The sequence below is a fragment of the Brevundimonas sp. UYEF29 genome (genome assembly GCF_040546195.1).
Classification (GTDB): Bacteria; Pseudomonadota; Alphaproteobacteria; order Caulobacterales; family Caulobacteraceae; genus Brevundimonas; species Brevundimonas huaxiensis.
Genome location: NZ_JBEPNH010000003.1, coordinates 434,693 through 450,234, shown reverse-complemented (window position 1 = coordinate 450,234; position 15,542 = coordinate 434,693). Strand labels below are relative to the sequence as shown.

13 protein-coding genes are annotated in these 15,542 nt (G+C 69.1%); 11 read left to right on the top strand and 2 right to left on the bottom strand.

Annotated features, from left to right (window positions below; translation table 11 throughout):
- The first annotated feature begins 331 nt into the window (after positions 1-331).
- Positions 332-964 (top strand): hydrolase, encoded by a 633-nt coding sequence (locus tag ABIB58_RS07715; RefSeq protein WP_191554971.1) that lies wholly within the window; start codon positions 332-334, stop codon positions 962-964.
- A 609-nt stretch (positions 965-1,573) separates the two neighbouring features.
- Here the strand turns inward: ABIB58_RS07715 and ABIB58_RS07710 are convergent.
- Positions 1,574-1,981, bottom strand: a complete 408-nt coding sequence (locus ABIB58_RS07710; protein WP_314524912.1) for a thermonuclease family protein — start codon at positions 1,979-1,981, stop codon at positions 1,574-1,576.
- A gap of 110 nt (positions 1,982-2,091) precedes the next feature.
- Here ABIB58_RS07710 and radC point away from each other — a divergent pair, with 110 nt between their 5' ends.
- From radC to ABIB58_RS07690, 4 genes are all read left to right on the top strand, one after another.
- The gene (gene radC / locus ABIB58_RS07705) at positions 2,092-2,784 is read left to right on the top strand and encodes a RadC family protein (protein ID WP_354040116.1); all 693 of its coding nucleotides are present in this window, start codon (positions 2,092-2,094) and stop codon (positions 2,782-2,784) included.
- A gap of 7 nt (positions 2,785-2,791) precedes the next feature.
- Positions 2,792-3,739: a DUF7146 domain-containing protein gene (locus tag ABIB58_RS07700; RefSeq protein ID WP_291537380.1), complete on the top strand. Its 948-nt coding sequence runs from the start codon at positions 2,792-2,794 to the stop codon at positions 3,737-3,739.
- A gap of 4 nt (positions 3,740-3,743) precedes the next feature.
- Positions 3,744-5,804 (top strand): ParB/RepB/Spo0J family partition protein, encoded by a 2,061-nt coding sequence (locus ABIB58_RS07695; RefSeq protein ID WP_354040113.1) that lies wholly within the window; start codon positions 3,744-3,746, stop codon positions 5,802-5,804.
- 140 nt (positions 5,805-5,944) lie between these two features.
- On the top strand, positions 5,945-10,219 hold the full coding sequence (locus tag ABIB58_RS07690) for a strawberry notch-like NTP hydrolase domain-containing protein (RefSeq protein ID WP_354040111.1): 4,275 nt from the start codon (positions 5,945-5,947) through the stop codon (positions 10,217-10,219).
- A 13-nt stretch (positions 10,220-10,232) separates the two neighbouring features.
- On the opposite strand, the gene ABIB58_RS07685 is transcribed toward ABIB58_RS07690, so the two are convergent.
- A complete protein-coding gene (locus ABIB58_RS07685) occupies positions 10,233-10,613 on the bottom strand; it encodes a hypothetical protein (RefSeq protein ID WP_354040109.1) in 381 nt (126 codons plus the stop codon).
- 187 nt (positions 10,614-10,800) lie between these two features.
- Here ABIB58_RS07685 and ABIB58_RS07680 point away from each other — a divergent pair, with 187 nt between their 5' ends.
- From ABIB58_RS07680 to ABIB58_RS07655, 6 genes are all read left to right on the top strand, one after another.
- Positions 10,801-11,157, top strand: coding sequence for a single-stranded DNA-binding protein (locus ABIB58_RS07680; RefSeq protein ID WP_066629722.1), 357 nt, complete (start codon positions 10,801-10,803; stop codon positions 11,155-11,157).
- A 36-nt stretch (positions 11,158-11,193) separates the two neighbouring features.
- Complete coding sequence (locus ABIB58_RS07675) at positions 11,194-11,613, top strand: single-stranded DNA-binding protein (RefSeq protein ID WP_291537376.1); 420 nt, start codon at positions 11,194-11,196, stop codon at positions 11,611-11,613.
- A 123-nt stretch (positions 11,614-11,736) separates the two neighbouring features.
- A complete protein-coding gene (locus ABIB58_RS07670; RefSeq protein WP_291537375.1) occupies positions 11,737-12,210 on the top strand; it encodes a GcrA family cell cycle regulator in 474 nt (157 codons plus the stop codon).
- A gap of 141 nt (positions 12,211-12,351) precedes the next feature.
- On the top strand, positions 12,352-12,573 hold the full coding sequence (locus ABIB58_RS07665; protein WP_291537374.1) for a hypothetical protein: 222 nt from the start codon (positions 12,352-12,354) through the stop codon (positions 12,571-12,573).
- Positions 12,574-12,953: 380 nt separating this feature from the next.
- Positions 12,954-13,898 (top strand): DUF2493 domain-containing protein, encoded by a 945-nt coding sequence (locus ABIB58_RS07660; RefSeq protein ID WP_354040105.1) that lies wholly within the window; start codon positions 12,954-12,956, stop codon positions 13,896-13,898.
- Positions 13,899-14,256: 358 nt separating this feature from the next.
- A complete protein-coding gene (locus ABIB58_RS07655) occupies positions 14,257-15,465 on the top strand; it encodes a DUF3363 domain-containing protein (protein WP_354040103.1) in 1,209 nt (402 codons plus the stop codon).
- Positions 15,466-15,542 lie beyond the last annotated feature (77 nt).

Here is a 15,542-nt window from a genome sequence, read left to right as displayed (position 1 = left end):
TCTGGTCTCGTGTTGTCGCGCCGAAGCCTTCTTGGCGACCGGTGCTCGGGCGATGTCCGCACGGCGCCGCCGTGTCAGGTTTCCGCTCGTGACGGGGTTGCCAGGGGCGGGCCCCCGGGAAGGTCTAGCCCGTCGGCTGACCAGCGGCGGCGCCGGACTGGAGAACACTGAGTTCTCCCGGTCCAGGCGGACGGCGACAGGCGAGGGGGCTACCTTGACCCCATCGTCGCCTTGGCCGGGCTTCCCCCCAATCCCCCGACCCGGCCGGGCGTCGTCAGCCTGCGTGCTTGCGCGCAGGCGCATCCCGATCTCAACGCCAGGAGTATCTGTAATGGCTAGCGAACCCATCCGTGATCCGAAAACCGATCACCTCCTCACGCCGCAAAACTGCGCTTTTCTTCTGATCGACTATCAGCCGATCCAGGTCAGCTCGATCCGGTCCATCGGCCAGGAGGAACTGCTCTTCAACATCGTCCACACCGTCAAGGCGGTCGTGAATTACAACGTCCCGGTCATCCACTCGTCGGTGAACGTGGCGACGGGCCTCAACAAAGCGCCGATTCAACCCCTCATGGACCTGCTGCCTGACACGCCGGTCATCGACCGCACGACGGTGAATGCGTGGGAAGATGTGGAATTCAAGCAAGCCGTCCTCGCCACGGGCCGCAAGAAGCTGATCATGACCGCGCTGTGGACCGAGGTCTGCCTTGCCTTCCCCGCACTCGACGCACTGCGCGAAGGGTTCGACGTCTACGTCGTGGCCGACGCGATCGGCGGCACCTCCGTGGCGGCGCATGAGCTCGGGCTGCGCCGCGTCGAGCAGGCCGGCGGCAAGCTCATCAGCAAAACTCAGCTGTGGTGCGAGCTCCAGCGCGACTGGTCCCGCAAGGATACGGTCCCGGGCTTCATGGACGTGTTCGAGAGTTGGGACGGGTTCAACCCCGAAAAGAACGCCCACGTCTAAGAGTTCTACCGCTCCCGCGCCCTTCCGAGGGCGCGGGCGCGACGCCTTGGTCTCTCTTCCCGCCGGTCGGCGAGAAGAGAGGTGGGCGCGCATGCAGGCCGTCATCAGGACCTTCACCTGCAGGATGTCGCCATGGACGACGATCGGATTGCGGCAATATTCTTCACACGGGTGTTCCCATCTCCACGTGGTTGGGGGCCGAACCCAACGGCGCGACCGTGAAATGCGCCGAACATGTTTTCACAAAATCCGGGACGGTCGGTTCTACGAGCAGAACTTCCTGCTCGACGGAGCGGCGATACACAGGCAGCTCGTGGTGAACTTGGCGCTGTACAGTCGGTCGCCCGGGCCGACCGGCCAGCGTCGAACCTGAGTTATGGCTGAGCGCCTTGAGCGCCAGTCGGCAAGGGAGAATCGACGCTTCAGACGATGTTGAGGAGTGGCTCGGGCGCCGCGATCTAGCCCTGCGATGATAGTCGCTTGGCTGGAGTTGCAATGGTTTTCGTGACGTCGGAAAGGCCGGTCACCCGCCCGGTTGTCAGCTATAGGGGGCCGGTCGGACTCGATCCTGGAGGATCGCGCCTAGGCCGAGCGAACGCGCCGTCGGTCCTAGTTGCCGCCTTCGCGGCCGCCGGCTTCCCGCAGCAGGTCGCCAATCCCTCGCCCGTTCAGGCGACAGGCGGCGACGACGCGATCGTAGACGACGACCCGGCCGCTTCTGCCCCTGACCGCGACGCAGGTTAGCCTGCGCCCCCGCACCAGACTGGCCAGACGATCCCGGGCGCCGCGACCGGCCGGGCTGTTGAGTTCCGGGGCGTCAAAGTCCGACAGCCGCACCTCGATCCAGGTCGCCGGGTCCGCCGTGGAGCCAAGGCACAGGCCGTCGCCGTCCCCGACATAGCGGACCACCCCGGAGAAGGTTTCGCCGGCCCGGTCAGGCAGGCGGCCCTCGCACGGGTCGGCGCGGGCAGCGGCGGGGGTGAGGAGGAGGCCGGCGACAACGAGGAGCCATTTCATTGGCACAGGGTGAAGCGTGTCCGCCGCTTCGCCAAGACGCCGTCGATCGAAAGGGAAAGCGAGGGCGGCGGCGGGCGCTCCGATCAGGGAGCGCAGACCAGGAGGTCGCCATGAGATCGCTTCCCGACCGCGCGCCGGCATATCCGGCCCTTGCGGCTACACCCTCCTTCGCCGCCGAGCCGTCAACTCTCTCAAGTCTGGACGACCTGGCCCTGCTCGGCCTGCTGCTTGGGCGATGCCTGTCGGCGCCTATGGTCGGCGCCACCGCTGAGGCCCTCGTCGATCGGTTCGGGTCGCTCGGCGATATCGCCGCCGCCGAGGTCGCCGAACTCGGCCGGCTGCCCGGGATGGGTCCGGCGGCCATTCTGGATCTCAAGCTGTTGCGCGAACTGAGCGTGCGGCTGTCGCGGACCACGGCGTGCGCCCGCCCGGTCCTGTCATCCTGGAACGCGCTCACAGCCTATGCCCGGACGACCCTGGCCCATCTGCCCCGGGAACAGTTCCGAACCCTCTTTCTCGACCGCCGCAATCACCTCTTGCGCGACGAACTGGTCGCCGACGGCACGGTGGACCACGCGCCCGTCTATCCGCGGGAAATCATCCGGCGGGCGCTCGAACTGTCCGCCTCGTCCCTGATCCTGGTGCACAACCACCCTTCCGGCGATCCGACCCCGTCCCAGGCGGACATCGTCGTCACCCGCCAGATCATCGACGCTGCGAAACTGTTCGGCATCCAGGTCCACGACCATCTGGTCCTGGGGCGTCAGGGGACGGCGAGCTTCAAGCAACTCGGCCTGATCTGAGGCCGTCATGACCCTTCACCCCATCGTCGCCGCCCTGGGCGGCGACCTCTACCAGAGCGGGCTGCGCGCCAATGTGCCCGCGCCGGGCCACAGCCAGGCCGATCGATCGGTCTCGCTCCTCCTTTCCCAGGGTCGGGTCATCATCCACGGGTTCGGCGCGGCGGACTGGAGGGCCATCCGCGACCACCTGCGTAGTTCGGGTTTCATCGACGATACCGGGCGTCTCACGGGGGCGGGGCGCGCCCCGGTGTCGGCCCCGGCGCCGGACCGCCGGCGGCGCATCGAGACCGCCTCTCGTCTGTGGCATGACGCTCGACCGTTAAGCCCCTCCGATCCCGCGTCCCTCTACCTGCGACGCCGCGCCGTCCACGGCGGCGATGGGGCGCTCGACCTGCGCTTCCATCCCGCCGTCCCCGTCTCCATCTACCGGCCCGGCGGGCGTACGCGACCGGCCCTCGTCGCGCGAATCGTCGCGGCGGACGGGGGCCTGACGGCCGTCGAGGTGACCTATCTCGAGCCGAACGGCCTGGGCGTCGTCGGCCTCGCCGTGCCGCGCAAGACGGTGGGGGTCGTACCGCCTAGCGCGGCGGTTCGCCTGTCGCCGGCGGCCGAGGAGATGCTGGTCGGCGAAGGGGTGGTCACCACCCTGTCCGCCATCGACCGCTTCCGCCTTCCCGGCTGGGCCCTGATGTCGGCGAACAATCTCGCGGCCTGGACCCCGCCCCCGGACGTCCGTCGCGTGCTGGTCGCCGCAGACCGGGGCATGGTCGGCGAGGACGCCGCCGCCCGCCTTAGCCATCGCCTCAGGACGCTGGGAATCCAGGTTCGGGTCTGGTGCCCCAACCCGCCGTTTGAGGACTGGAACGCGATCGCCCGCGGCGTCGCGAAAGGAGGAGCGAGGGCGCTCGGGGGCGCCGGAGCGGCGGGGATGGGCCCCGTCGCCCTGCGGAGATGATCCCATGACCGACCTCGCTCCCGTTATCACCCCTGTCGTTGTCGTCGAGCGCGACCGACGCACAGTCCGTCTCGGCGATCTGGGCATCGCCCGGGAAAACCTTCGTCACGACGAGCCGCCTGACGACGACATCCCCACGCTCGCCGCGACGATGCGGGCCGCCGGCCAGCTTCAGCCCCTGACCGTCCGCCCGGGTCGCGGCAGGAAGGAAGAGCCGTGGATGGCGCTCGACGGGCGCCGGCGCCGGCTCGCGCTCGGCCTCCTCCTCGAGGCCGGCGAGATCGGCGACGACCATCCCGTCGATGTCTTCGTCGAGACCGACCCGGCCCGTCAGGCCGCGGCGGTGCTTCTCACCAACACTGCGGTTCCCGTCCATGTCGCCGACATCATCGCGGCGATCGGCCGGATGCTGAAGTCGAAGCTGACGGTCGCGGTGATCGCCAGGGCGTTGGGCTATGCCGAGATCGAGATCAAGCGTCTGGCGGCGCTCGCCGGCCTGCCGTCCGCAGCGCTCGTCGCCCTGAAGAGCGGCCGCATGAGCCTGAAGCAGGCGCGGCTGCTGGCGCGGTTGCCGGACAAGGCCGAGCAGGAGGAACTCGCCGAGGCGGCCTTGGACGGTCACGGCTTCCAGGACTGGCGCGTTCTCGAGCGGCTCGACGACGCTCGCGTCACCGCCCGCGACCGCCGTTGCGCCCTCGTCCATCCGACCACCTACGGCGAGGCCGGGGGCCGCACCGAGACCGATCTCTTCGGCGAACTCGTCCCCGTCCTGCTCGACCCTGACATCCTGACCGATCTCTGGCTGAGGCGCGCCCGTGGCATCGCAGCCGTGTTCGAGGCGGAAGGCGTCGCCGTCCACGTCACCGCTGGCCCGGAGCCGGACCTGCCCGAGGACCTGGAGGCGCTCGGCTATGTCTATGGCGGATCCCTCCCGGCCGAGGAGATGGCGCGATATCGCGCCCAGCGCGAGGTCTTCAACGATCGTGTCGAGGCTGCGCGCCTGGCCTTGGCCGACCCGGCCCGACCGGACATCGCCGATCTCGCCATCATGGACATGATCCGCGCGCGGATCGCCTCCGACCAGACCGGCTGCGGCGGCCGCGTCGTGACGACGATGGTGATGTGGCCGGCGGCGGACACGGGAGTGGAGGTGCGCTGCTACACGCCGGAGGAGCCCGAGACCGACGACGATGAGAGAGGCGGGGGCGATCCGGTCCCGCGTGCGGCCGCCCCGCCGGCCTACATCTCGCCCGAGGTCGAGGCGCCCGAACCTGAGACCGAAGGGGTCAACCACGCCCTCCATGCGGCGCGCACCGACGTCGCCACGCGAGGCCTGATCCGGGCCCTGGCCGATGCTCCGTCCGCCGCCCTGACGGCGCTGATCTCGCGCCTGTTCACGGTGATCGTCCTGCGCAGCCGCGTGGCCCGGTCGGAGTCGGCCCTGGCGATCGTGGCCACGGGGTTCAACCCTTCGGCCGGGAGGGTCATCGAGGCCCTCGACGGCGACGTCCGCCAGCGCCTCGACGATCGTCGCGCCGACTGGCAGGCCTCGGGCGAGACCGTGATCGCCTGGATCCATGGGCTGCCGCATGGCGAAAAGATGGGACTGCTGGCCGAACTCACCGCCGTCAGCCTCGACGTCCGGGAGGAGAAGACTTTCCAGATCCGCCGGGCAGCCCGGGCCGAGGCGGCGGAACTCGCCGCGCTGTGCGATGCGGACATCAGCCTGCACTGGACGCCCGATGCGCCCTTCCTGCAGTCCCATTCCAAGGGCCTCCTGCTGGGCATGCTCGAGACCATGGGCTCCGAGGACGAGCGCGCCCGGGCCCTGAAGAAGACGGAACTGGTCGATTGGGTGGTCGAACAGGCGGCCACGCGGACCTGGGCCCCCGCAAGCCTGTCCTGGCGCGCCTCCGTCAATGATGGAGGCGCGTCTGCGGAGGATGGTCAGGACGCAGAGGACGGTCCTTCCGACGCGCTGAACGACGAGGCCGATGACGATGGCGTCGGCGCCTTCGCCGTCACTCCAGAGGGCCAAGCCGCGCTCGACTCCGCCGCAGCCTGAACATTCGCCGACGACGAACGCGCCGCCTCGACCTCGGTCGGGGCGGCGTTGTCGTGCGGACCCGGAAAGGCGGGGGAAGGGCGGGGCGAGGCGAGCCTGGAGGACCGTGGGGGAGGCTCCCTCCGCTCCAGGTGATCCGGATGCCCGCCATGCCTGCCGCCTCGACCACCCCGTCCCTGTTCGCCACGCCTTCGCGGTCCGACCGATCGGCCAATGTCCTCGCCGCGGCGCGGGCGCTCGCCATCGCCCTTGCGCGGTCCCGGCCGCTCGACCGGCGTCTCGTCGCCGATGTGATGACCACCGCATTCGGCGCGTCGGACGCGGACGGGGCCTGGACCTGGCGCGACGCCTACGATGCCATCGAGGCCGGGACCGTGATGCAGATCCGGCGCCTGGCCCCCCAGGTCGCGAGGCTGGAAGACGCGCCGGCCGAGATCGCCGCAGTCCTCGCCGGCGTGTCCGCCCTGGGTCTGACCCACAGCCGTCGCAGCGAGGAACAGGTCGCGCTCGACCAGTTCTCGACCCCGCCGCCGCTCGCGGCCATGGCGGTCCTGGCCGCCCAGGTGCGGCCCGGCGACCGCGTGCTGGAGCCCTCCGCCGGCACAGGGCTGCTCGCGGTGGTGGCCGAGGTCTGCGGAGGCGCGCTGACCTTGAACGAGAGGGCGCCGGGCCGCGCCGGCCTTCTCGACGGCCTGTTTCCTCAGGCCGCGCGGACGCGCCATGATGGTCGCCACCTCGCCGACCTGCTGCCCGAGGCCGGCCGCTTCGACGTCGTCCTCGTCAATCCGCCCTTCTCCGACCTGGCGGCTCACCTCGTCGCCGGTCTCAAGGCTCTGGCGGACGGGGGGAGGATGGCGGCCATCGTGCCCCTGACGGCCCTGGCGGACACGGCGATGCGCCGCGCGTTCGAGGCGCATGGCGCCGTCGTCGGGACGATCGCCTTTCCGGGCCGCGCCTTCGCCAAACATGGCACATCCGTCGAAACCGGGTTGCTGGTCGTTGATCGCGCGCCGGCGCGGACCTGGGATGGGCTCCTGCACCAGCCGGACGACTGGGACGCGATGACGGGCCTGATCCGGGGCCTGTCTCCGCGCGCCTCAGCCAGGCCGCGCGTCCGGGTCGGGCTCGCCGCGACCTCCCTCCTCGCGCCGAGGGACCGTGGCCTGGCTCTGCCCTCCGGCCGGCTTGGCTTCCTCGCGGGCGCGGCGCCGCTCGCCTATGCGGTCAAGGCGTGGAGCGGGGAGGGCCGCGACGTCGGCCTCTACCAGGCCCACGCCCTGGCGCGGATCGACCTGCCGGACCCGAGGCCGCATCCGTCCCCTCTGGTGGAGTCCGGGCCAATGGCCTCGGTCGCGCCCCCGGCGCCGACCTATCGTCCGGTCTTGCCGCCGGCGATGCGGGTCGAGGCTCGCCTCTCGGACGCCCAGACAGAGAGCGTCATCTACGCCGGCGAGGCCCACGGCGGGCATCTGCCTGGGCGATTCCGCCCGGCCGAGGCGCCGCACGAGGTCGTGCTCGTCCGGGACGATGCGGAGGACGCGATCCGGTTTCGCCGCGGCTTCTTCCTGGGCGACGGCACGGGCTGCGGCAAGGGCCGCCAGATCGCGGCCGTCATCGCCGACAACATGGGCCAGGGCCGTATGCGGGCTGTGTGGCTGTCGCGGAACGACGCCCTTCTGGAGGACGCTCGCCGCGACTGGGGCGCGATCGGCGGCGGGGCCTATGACATCGTCCCGCTTTCGAGCTGGAAACAGGGCGACGGGATCCGTCTGAATCGCGGCATCCTGTTCACGACCTATGCGACTCTTCGCCAGCCCGCGCGGGCCGCGCGCCCGTCGCGTCTGGACCAGATCGTGGCCTGGCTAGGGGAGGACTTCGACGGCGTCATCGCCTTCGACGAGGCGCACGCCATGGCCAACGCCGCCGGGGGTGGCAAGGGCGCGCGTGGGGCGAAGAAGGCTTCGCTGCAGGGCATGGCGGGTCTCGCCCTGCAGAACCGTCTGCCGAACGCCCGGATCCTCTACGTCTCGGCGACCGGGGCCACCACGGCCGAGAACCTCGCCTATGCGGGGCGTCTCGGCCTGTGGGGCGGGCCGGAGGCGCCGTTCATGACCCGCGCCGACTTCCTCGACGCCATGGACCGAGGCGGTGTCGCGGCGATGGAATTGGTGGCGCGCGAGCTCAAGGCGCTCGGCCTCTATGTGGCGCGATCGCTTTCGTTCGAGGGCGTCGAATACGAGCCGCTCGTCCATCCGCTGACGCCCGACGACATCGCCATCTGGGACGCCTGGGCCGACGCGTTCCAAGTCATCCACGCCAACCTGGCCGAGGCGCTGAAGGCCACCGGTTTGAATGACCCGGAGGGCAAGCCCAGGAGCGGACAGGCGGCCTCCGCCGTCCATTCCGCCTTCGAGGGCGCCAAGTTGCGCTTCTTCGGCCATCTCCTCGCCGGGCTGAAGGCCCCCAGCCTGATCGCCTCCATCCGTGACGACCTCGCTGCCAACCGCTCGGCCGTGGTCCAGATCGTCTCGACCAATGAGGCGGTGATGGAACGCCGGCTCTCCTCCATCCCGCCCGAAGAGTGGAACAATCTGTCGATCGACCTGACCCCCCGCGAATACGTCCTCGACTATCTGCGCGAGGCCTTCCCGATCCATCTGATGGAAGCGATTGAGGACGACAGGGGCGGGGTCACCATGGTCCCGGTCATGGTCGACGGACGACCGGCCGTCAGCCGGGAAGCCGTCGAACGCCGACAGGTCCTTATCACGCGTATGGCCTGCCTGCCCGCGGTGCCCGGCGTGCTCGACGCCCTCCTGGAAGCCTTCGGCACGGACGCCGTCGCCGAGATCACCGGCCGCTCGCGCCGGGTGGTGGTGCGGGACGGCCGACGCGTGGTGGAACGGCGCGGCGCCTCCGCCGCCCGCGCCGAGACGGACGCCTTCATGTCCGGACGCAAGCGGGTGCTGATCTTCTCGGACGCGGGCGGGACGGGCCGCAGCTACCATGCCGACCTGTCGGCGGAGAACCGCCAGCGTCGCGTCCACTACCTGGTCGAGCCCGGCTGGCGGGCGGACGCCGCCATCCAGGGGCTGGGCCGCAGCCACCGGACCCACCAGGCCTCGGCGCCCCTGTTTCGGCCCGTGACCACCGACATCCAGGGCGAAAAGCGTTTCACCTCCACGATCGCCCGGCGCCTCGATTCCCTGGGCGCGTTGACGCGCGGAGAGCGCCGGACCGCCGGAGCTGGTCTTTTCCGGGCCGAGGACAACCTCGAAAGCCCCTGGGCGCGCCGCGCCCTGCTGGTCTTCTACGGAGCTCTGGCCTTCGGCGAGCTGTCGTCCATGACGCTGGAGACCTTTATGGCCAAGACGAGCCTGAAGCTCCTGGACGAGGACGGCGGCCTCAAACCTTCCGACGACCTGCCTCCCATCCACACCTTCCTGAACCGGCTGCTGGCCCTGCGCATCGCCGATCAGAACGCCCTCTTCGACGATTTCGACCGCATCCTCTCCGGCATCCTGGAGCGAGCGGCCGCCTCGGGGGACCTGGATCGCGGCCTGGAGGACATCGAGGCCGAGGAGCTGGACGTCGTCGATCAGGAGAGGATCCGCACCGATGTCGCCACCGGCGCCGAGACGGCCCTGGTCACCTTCGCACTGAAGGTGCGGCGCGAGATCCTCAACGCCGACGACGCCCTGAACCTGGCGGGTGACATCGCCCACCGGCTGGTGGTCAACGAGAAGTCGGGCCGGGCGGCGATAGCCGAGCTCGGCCTGACGACGGCCACGGACGACGATCGCCTGGTCACGGCGGTGCGGCTCATTCGTCCCGACGACCGCCAGATCCTGGCCGAGAAGGCCTTCGAGGAGTCGTCCTGGAAGCCTGCGATCGTCGAGGACTGGCGGCGGGCGTGGGACGAGGAGGTCGCCGGTACGGACCCGTGGCGTCGGCGCGAGCTGACCCTGGCGACCGGCCTGCTTCTGCCAATCTGGGGCCGGCTGCCAGCCAGGGGCTGTTCCGTTCGTCGCGTCCGCGCGCCCGATGGGCGGCGCTGGCTCGGCCGTGTCCTCGACGCCGTCCAGGCCCGCGCTCTGAAGGCCGCTCTCGGCCTGACGGACGTGAGCGAAGCCTGGGCCGACGGCTCGACGACCGGGGCAGCAGTGCTCGACCGAGGCGTCCAGCTCTCGCTGGAAGGCGGCCTCTGGCTAAAGCGGGCTCGCGTCATGGACCGCTGGCGCCTGGAGATCGTCGGGGCGCGCGCCGATCGCGACGCCCTGGTCTCGTTGGGCTGCTTCGTCGAAATCATCGCCTTCACGCCGCGAGTGTTCGTGCCCGTAGATCGGCCGCGGGTGGTCGAGGCGGTGCTCCGGCGTCACCCCGTGCAGACCATGCTCGACGGCGCCGCAGCCTGAGCGCCGGCCTGAGCTAGCCTTCGGCTTCTCGCAGGGGCTGTCGGCGACGCACGGTCTTCATCAGGTCTTCGTTCAACTTGGGCGGATCCCAGGCGCGGCCGCCCGGGATCGTGGCCAGGGCTTCGGGGAAACGCATGTAGGTGAAGACCCTGTCGACGATCTCGATCATCAGGGCCTTCATTTCCGGATCGGAAATCCGGCTGAGCTCGGCCCATGGAATCTCGCCGTCCGGCGTGATGACCACGACGTCGCTGAAGTCGCCCGTGCGCGAGACCGGAAACCGTCCGGCGTGGAGCGTCTCGAGTTCGGTGTTCCGGACGCAGATCTCCACGATCGCCTTGGACATCCGCGCCAGGTCGCGCGCGTCCTTGGCCGACAAAGGCTCCCGATCCATGCCGTCCCTCCTGGGTCGATCCCAAAGCGTCAGTCTAGCACGGGGGGGCTTGGCACGGGCATCACCTGACAGAGCAGACCGTCCGGGCGGAGGCCCGAACCGGAAAGTAACGGAGGAAGGGAGGCCATGGGTGAAGCGGGATGAGGGAGATCGGCTCCCCGGCGCTTCGGATCGACAGGAGACTGACATGCAATCCATGATGTTCACCGGGCGTCTCGCAGCGGATCCCCAGATCAGCGACGACTTCGGCAAGGCCGTGTTCCGGCTGCTCGAGAAGCGTGGCGTCGACGCAGCCGGCAAGGACCGGCTGGTCGGGGTCAACTGCGTCAGCTGGTCCAAGGGTCTGAACGAGAAGGTCATCGCTCGCGGACTGGCCCAGGGCTGCGAGGCCGTGGTCATCGGCGCCTTCATCGACACCACCTACACGGCCCGGGACGGCAAGGAGCGGGCGGCCAAGGAGTTGGTGATCAACCGGCTGACCGTCCTCGACTGGGCCGAAGGCCGCGACGCCTCGGTCGGCTCGCCCGACCGCGCCGCCGCCTGATCCTTTCAACCCCCTACATTCAACAGGAGACTGACCATGCAGACCCTCGTCATCGAAGGCTATCTGGCCGCCGACCCCTCCATCCTCTCCGCCCAGGGCTCGGGCAAGAAGCGCGCGAGCTTCCGCGTGCTGGAGACCACCCGCTTCCGGCGCGGCGACGGCACGCCGGGCGAACGCACCACCGGCTTCAACTGCGTCTGCTTCAACGAAGCGACCGCCGAACGCTACATCGAGCAGTACGCCAGGAAGGGCAGCCGGGTCGTGATCCAGGGCCATGTCGAGAACGACACCTGGACCGGCAAGGACGGGGTCGAACACTACGACCTTCGCCTGATCGTCGGCGACATTCGCCTCAAGAATCGGCGGGAGCGCGACGGCGAGGACGACGCGGCGGAAAGCCGCCAGGTCCAGGAACCGGCCGGCGGCTACGATTTGAACGACGACATCCCGTTCTGATCGGAGCGGCTCCCTCCCTGAACGGCCCGGCGCGCAAGCGTCGGGCCGTTCTTCGTCTGCCGGAGAAAAAGGAAGGGTGGGAGGGGCGAGCCGATCGGGCTCGTCGCATCGGGAGTCCCCCCAATGACCGCCTCCGCCTGGACCCAGGACCGTATCGAACGCTTGAAGATCCTTTGGAGAGAAGGAAAGACCGCCGAGTACATTGCTCACGAGCTTGCGCACGGCATCAGTCGAAGCGCCGTGCTGGGCAAGGTCTATCGCATGGGCCTGTCGGCCGGACGCGCCGCCGCGCCGCCGACGATGAAACCGCAGCCCGCCCGGGCTTTGACCTCCCGCGCTCCGACCCTGCCGGCCCCTTCGCCACAGGAGGGCCCGGCCGATGATTGTCCGGAGCCCCCGGAGACCGGCCGGGCGTCCCTCCTGACCGTCCGCCGCCACGACTGTCGCTGGCCTCTGGGAGATCCGGGCTCTCGCAGCTTCAGTCTCTGCGGACGGCCCGCCGTCCGCGGGGCCTATTGCGCGCCGCACGCCCAGATCGCGTATCGGCCTGCGCTTGAGACGACCCGCAGCCTTGAGCGGCTGGCGGGTCTGGTCTGACTGCCGTCCTGGCCATGTGGCCGCTGCAATCCACGTCTACACAAGCCCGAACGGCGGCCTCGACGAGGTCGCCGTTTGTCATTTGTCCGGCCGACCCCATCAAGCCGCCCGCTTTTCGGCCCCGGCCGCACAAGGTACATCATGGCGTCCCCCTCCGCTGAACTGAAGGTCGCCCGCCAGATCCTGGGCTGGGATGCGCTGACGATGGCGCGCGCACTACGTCTGGTCGGCACGCCGGAGAAGCTGGAGGCGCGCATCCAGGACATGGAGGCCGGAAAGCGCGACATCAGCGGGCCGGTCAAGGTCGCGATCGAGGCCTTCCTCAGCGGCTGGCGGCCGGCCGGATGGGTAGAGCCCGTTTAGGACAAGCAGACCGGCGGACGGTCTGCGGCGCTAGGCTGACGGACATGCCGATGTCGTAGGCATCGAGGAAGCTGATTGCGTTCCGGTCGACCGGGCAGCGTCGTCGGCTCGCCGACGTCGACGGGCAGGAAGATCGATGTCCATTCGTCCGCATCGGCGCGACGGCGCCGAGTTGTGTCGTCGTCGCGAAGAGCGACGACGACTTGCCCCCACACAACGCCCTCCGATCTTGTCACAGCACCCCGGAAGTCAACGGCTTCGCCTTATTCCCTCCACGGAGGGCAAGCGGCCCTCCGCTCCGGTGACTGTCGGGGACCCCGCTGTGGCCAAGACCGGGGTCGTTGCGCATGGGGCGCACGGCATTCTCAAGGAATGTTCCAATGACCTTCTACAACCATCCCTTCATCGCCTCCGCTGCCCAGAAGTCCGACTCCGCCTTCGACGACCTGACCGCGTCCCTGGGTGAGGATCGTCCGCACCCGACGGAGGATGCCCTGGTCCAGCTCGGGCGAGCGCTCATGACCGAGCTGGTGGACGTGATTTCTGACACCGCGCTGGAAGACTATCAGACCATTCTGGGGGAGGCGTTGATCGGAGCCTTCCATTCGGCGGCCGGACGGATCGAACGCGATGCGGATCGGGCGCGCGACACGATGAGAACGCTCGACCGACACTTCGACGGATCGGAGGCGGCCGACACCGAGCTTCAGGAAGCGACGGCGAAGGCCAAGGCGGGCGATGCCGCGACGCAGGCCTGCGAACTGATCCGGGACGCGGCCTCCGAAACCTGGACAGTCGCGACCGGCGAGGTCTGGACGGCCTGGCGGGGTTCGCGCCGCGGCACCCATCTGACGGCGGCGCAGCTCGAGGCCAAACAGGCGATCCGGGCGATCCGCAACCGGAAGTCCGGAGAGGCCGATCCAGGCGGTCCGGTGATCGCCTTCCGGGGCGCGCCGACGGCCGACACGGCGGAGGATGCGGGGCGGATCTTCGACGCTCTCAACTGGGCGAAGCAGGAGTGGCCCGACATGGCCCTGGCGACGACTGGGGCGAAGGGGTCCGAGAAATTGGCGATCAGATGGGCCCAGCAGAAGGGGGTGAAACTCATCCTGGCTCGGGCGGATTTCGATGCGCACGGCAAGGCGGCTCCCTTCCGGGCGAACGAAGAGCTGATCGCGCTCGAGCCGGAAGTTTGCCTGACCCTGGTCCATTCGGTGGCGGGGATGCGGGAGGATCAGCGGCCGTTCGGACCGGCGCTCAACCTCGGGCAGAAGGCGATGGAGAACGGGCTGCGACACGTCTCCATCAAGGCGCGTGCAGCCTGACAGATCCGGACTGAGATCAACGACCCGCTCGGCTTCGGCCGGGCGGATTTTTGTTTGTCATCCGGTGGCGTCCGACTTCCGGAGCGGTCTCGACGAGAACATCCCGGCGCAGGAGCGAACCAAGCGGTTTCTATTGATCGGGCATGTCGAGAGATGATCGGAATGTATGACAATCTGCAAAAGAGGTCGGAGGGCAAGATAAAAGGGTGTTTTTGGCGCTGCGCTTTTCTTCTATTCTGACCGTGACTTAGTCGATACGCGCGGACCTCTTGGCGAGTTGCGTTGAGTTGCCGCCGGGGAACTCGGGGATATCTGAGGAGCGGTCTAAATGCTGATCCGCGACGCCATTGGAGAGAGGATGGCCGCCGCCTCCCGCGAGGATCCGGAAGGCGTCCGCGTCAGCCTTCCAATCCGGCTAAAGAAGGACCGGCCCTGCGTTCGCAAGGGCATGATGCAACGGCTGGCGAGTTCCAGGGCGTTCGCGCTCGGCGACCGATCCGGCGTCCTGAAGGCGGCGCAGAACCGGTCGGGCCGGGCCTTCCGTCTCGACGTTCGCCAGAAGGTCATCGTCAAGGCGCTGGTCTCGCGTCATGTCGGCCGAGGCGCCGATCGGGCTGCCGCCCTGGGCAAGCATGTCGCCTACCTCGGCCGGTCCGGCGCCGGTGTCGAAGGCGAGCGTCCGGAGTTCTTCGATCGCGAGGTCGACGGGATCCGGCCGGCCGCGGAGACCGACGGCTGGAGCGATGACCGTCACCATTTCCGGTTCATCATCTCGCCCGAGCATGGCGAGCGGCTCGACATGAAATCCTATGTCCGCGAGGTCATGGCGCGCGTCTCTGCGGACCTGGGAGAGGCCAATCTGAAATGGGTCGCGACCTGCCACTACGACACCGATCAACCGCATGGGCATGTCCTGGTTCGGGGGCGGCGGGAGGACGGCCGGGACCTCGTCATCCCTCGCGACTACATCGGCTACGGCTTCAGGGCGCGGGCGCAGGAGGTCGCCCAGGAGCGCCTCGGAGACCTGTCGCGGGTGGAGGCCGAGCGACGGATCTGGAAGGAGACTGAGGCGAACCGGTTCACCGGCTTCGATCGGCGCCTGATCGCCGAGGCGGACGGCAGCCGGATGGTGGACGACGGCGTCGGCGCGACGGACGCCTGGGCGGCGCTAACCCGGGGAAGGCTGAAGCATCTGGAACGCCTCGGCCTGGCGACGCCCGTGGGGCGTCGGTACCGTCTCGACGACGACATGGAGGCGAAGCTGCGGACGCTCCAGGCGCGCAGGGACATCATCCGCACCCTAAATCAGCGACGACTTGAGGGCGCGAAGGAGGTTCGGCCTTTGGGTCAGGACGGGGTCAGGGGCGTGGTGGTGAAGACGGGGTTTCACGATGAGGCGGGGGCGGCCCCATGGGCGATCGTGAGGGACGGTGACGGTGTGGAGCACTACGCCCGGCTGCGGTCAGGTAGCGCGGCTTTGCAGGTCGGCAAGCCAGCCACGCTTCAACTCGTTTCGCACGGGCTGGCCCAGGTGATCACCGGACGCGGCGCGGATCTCTCCAGATAGGGTTGTGTGACTTGTCCGGAAGCTAGACTGTCGGCGCCCGGATGGCTGTTGCGCATGTCCAAGCCGAGAGGGCAAAG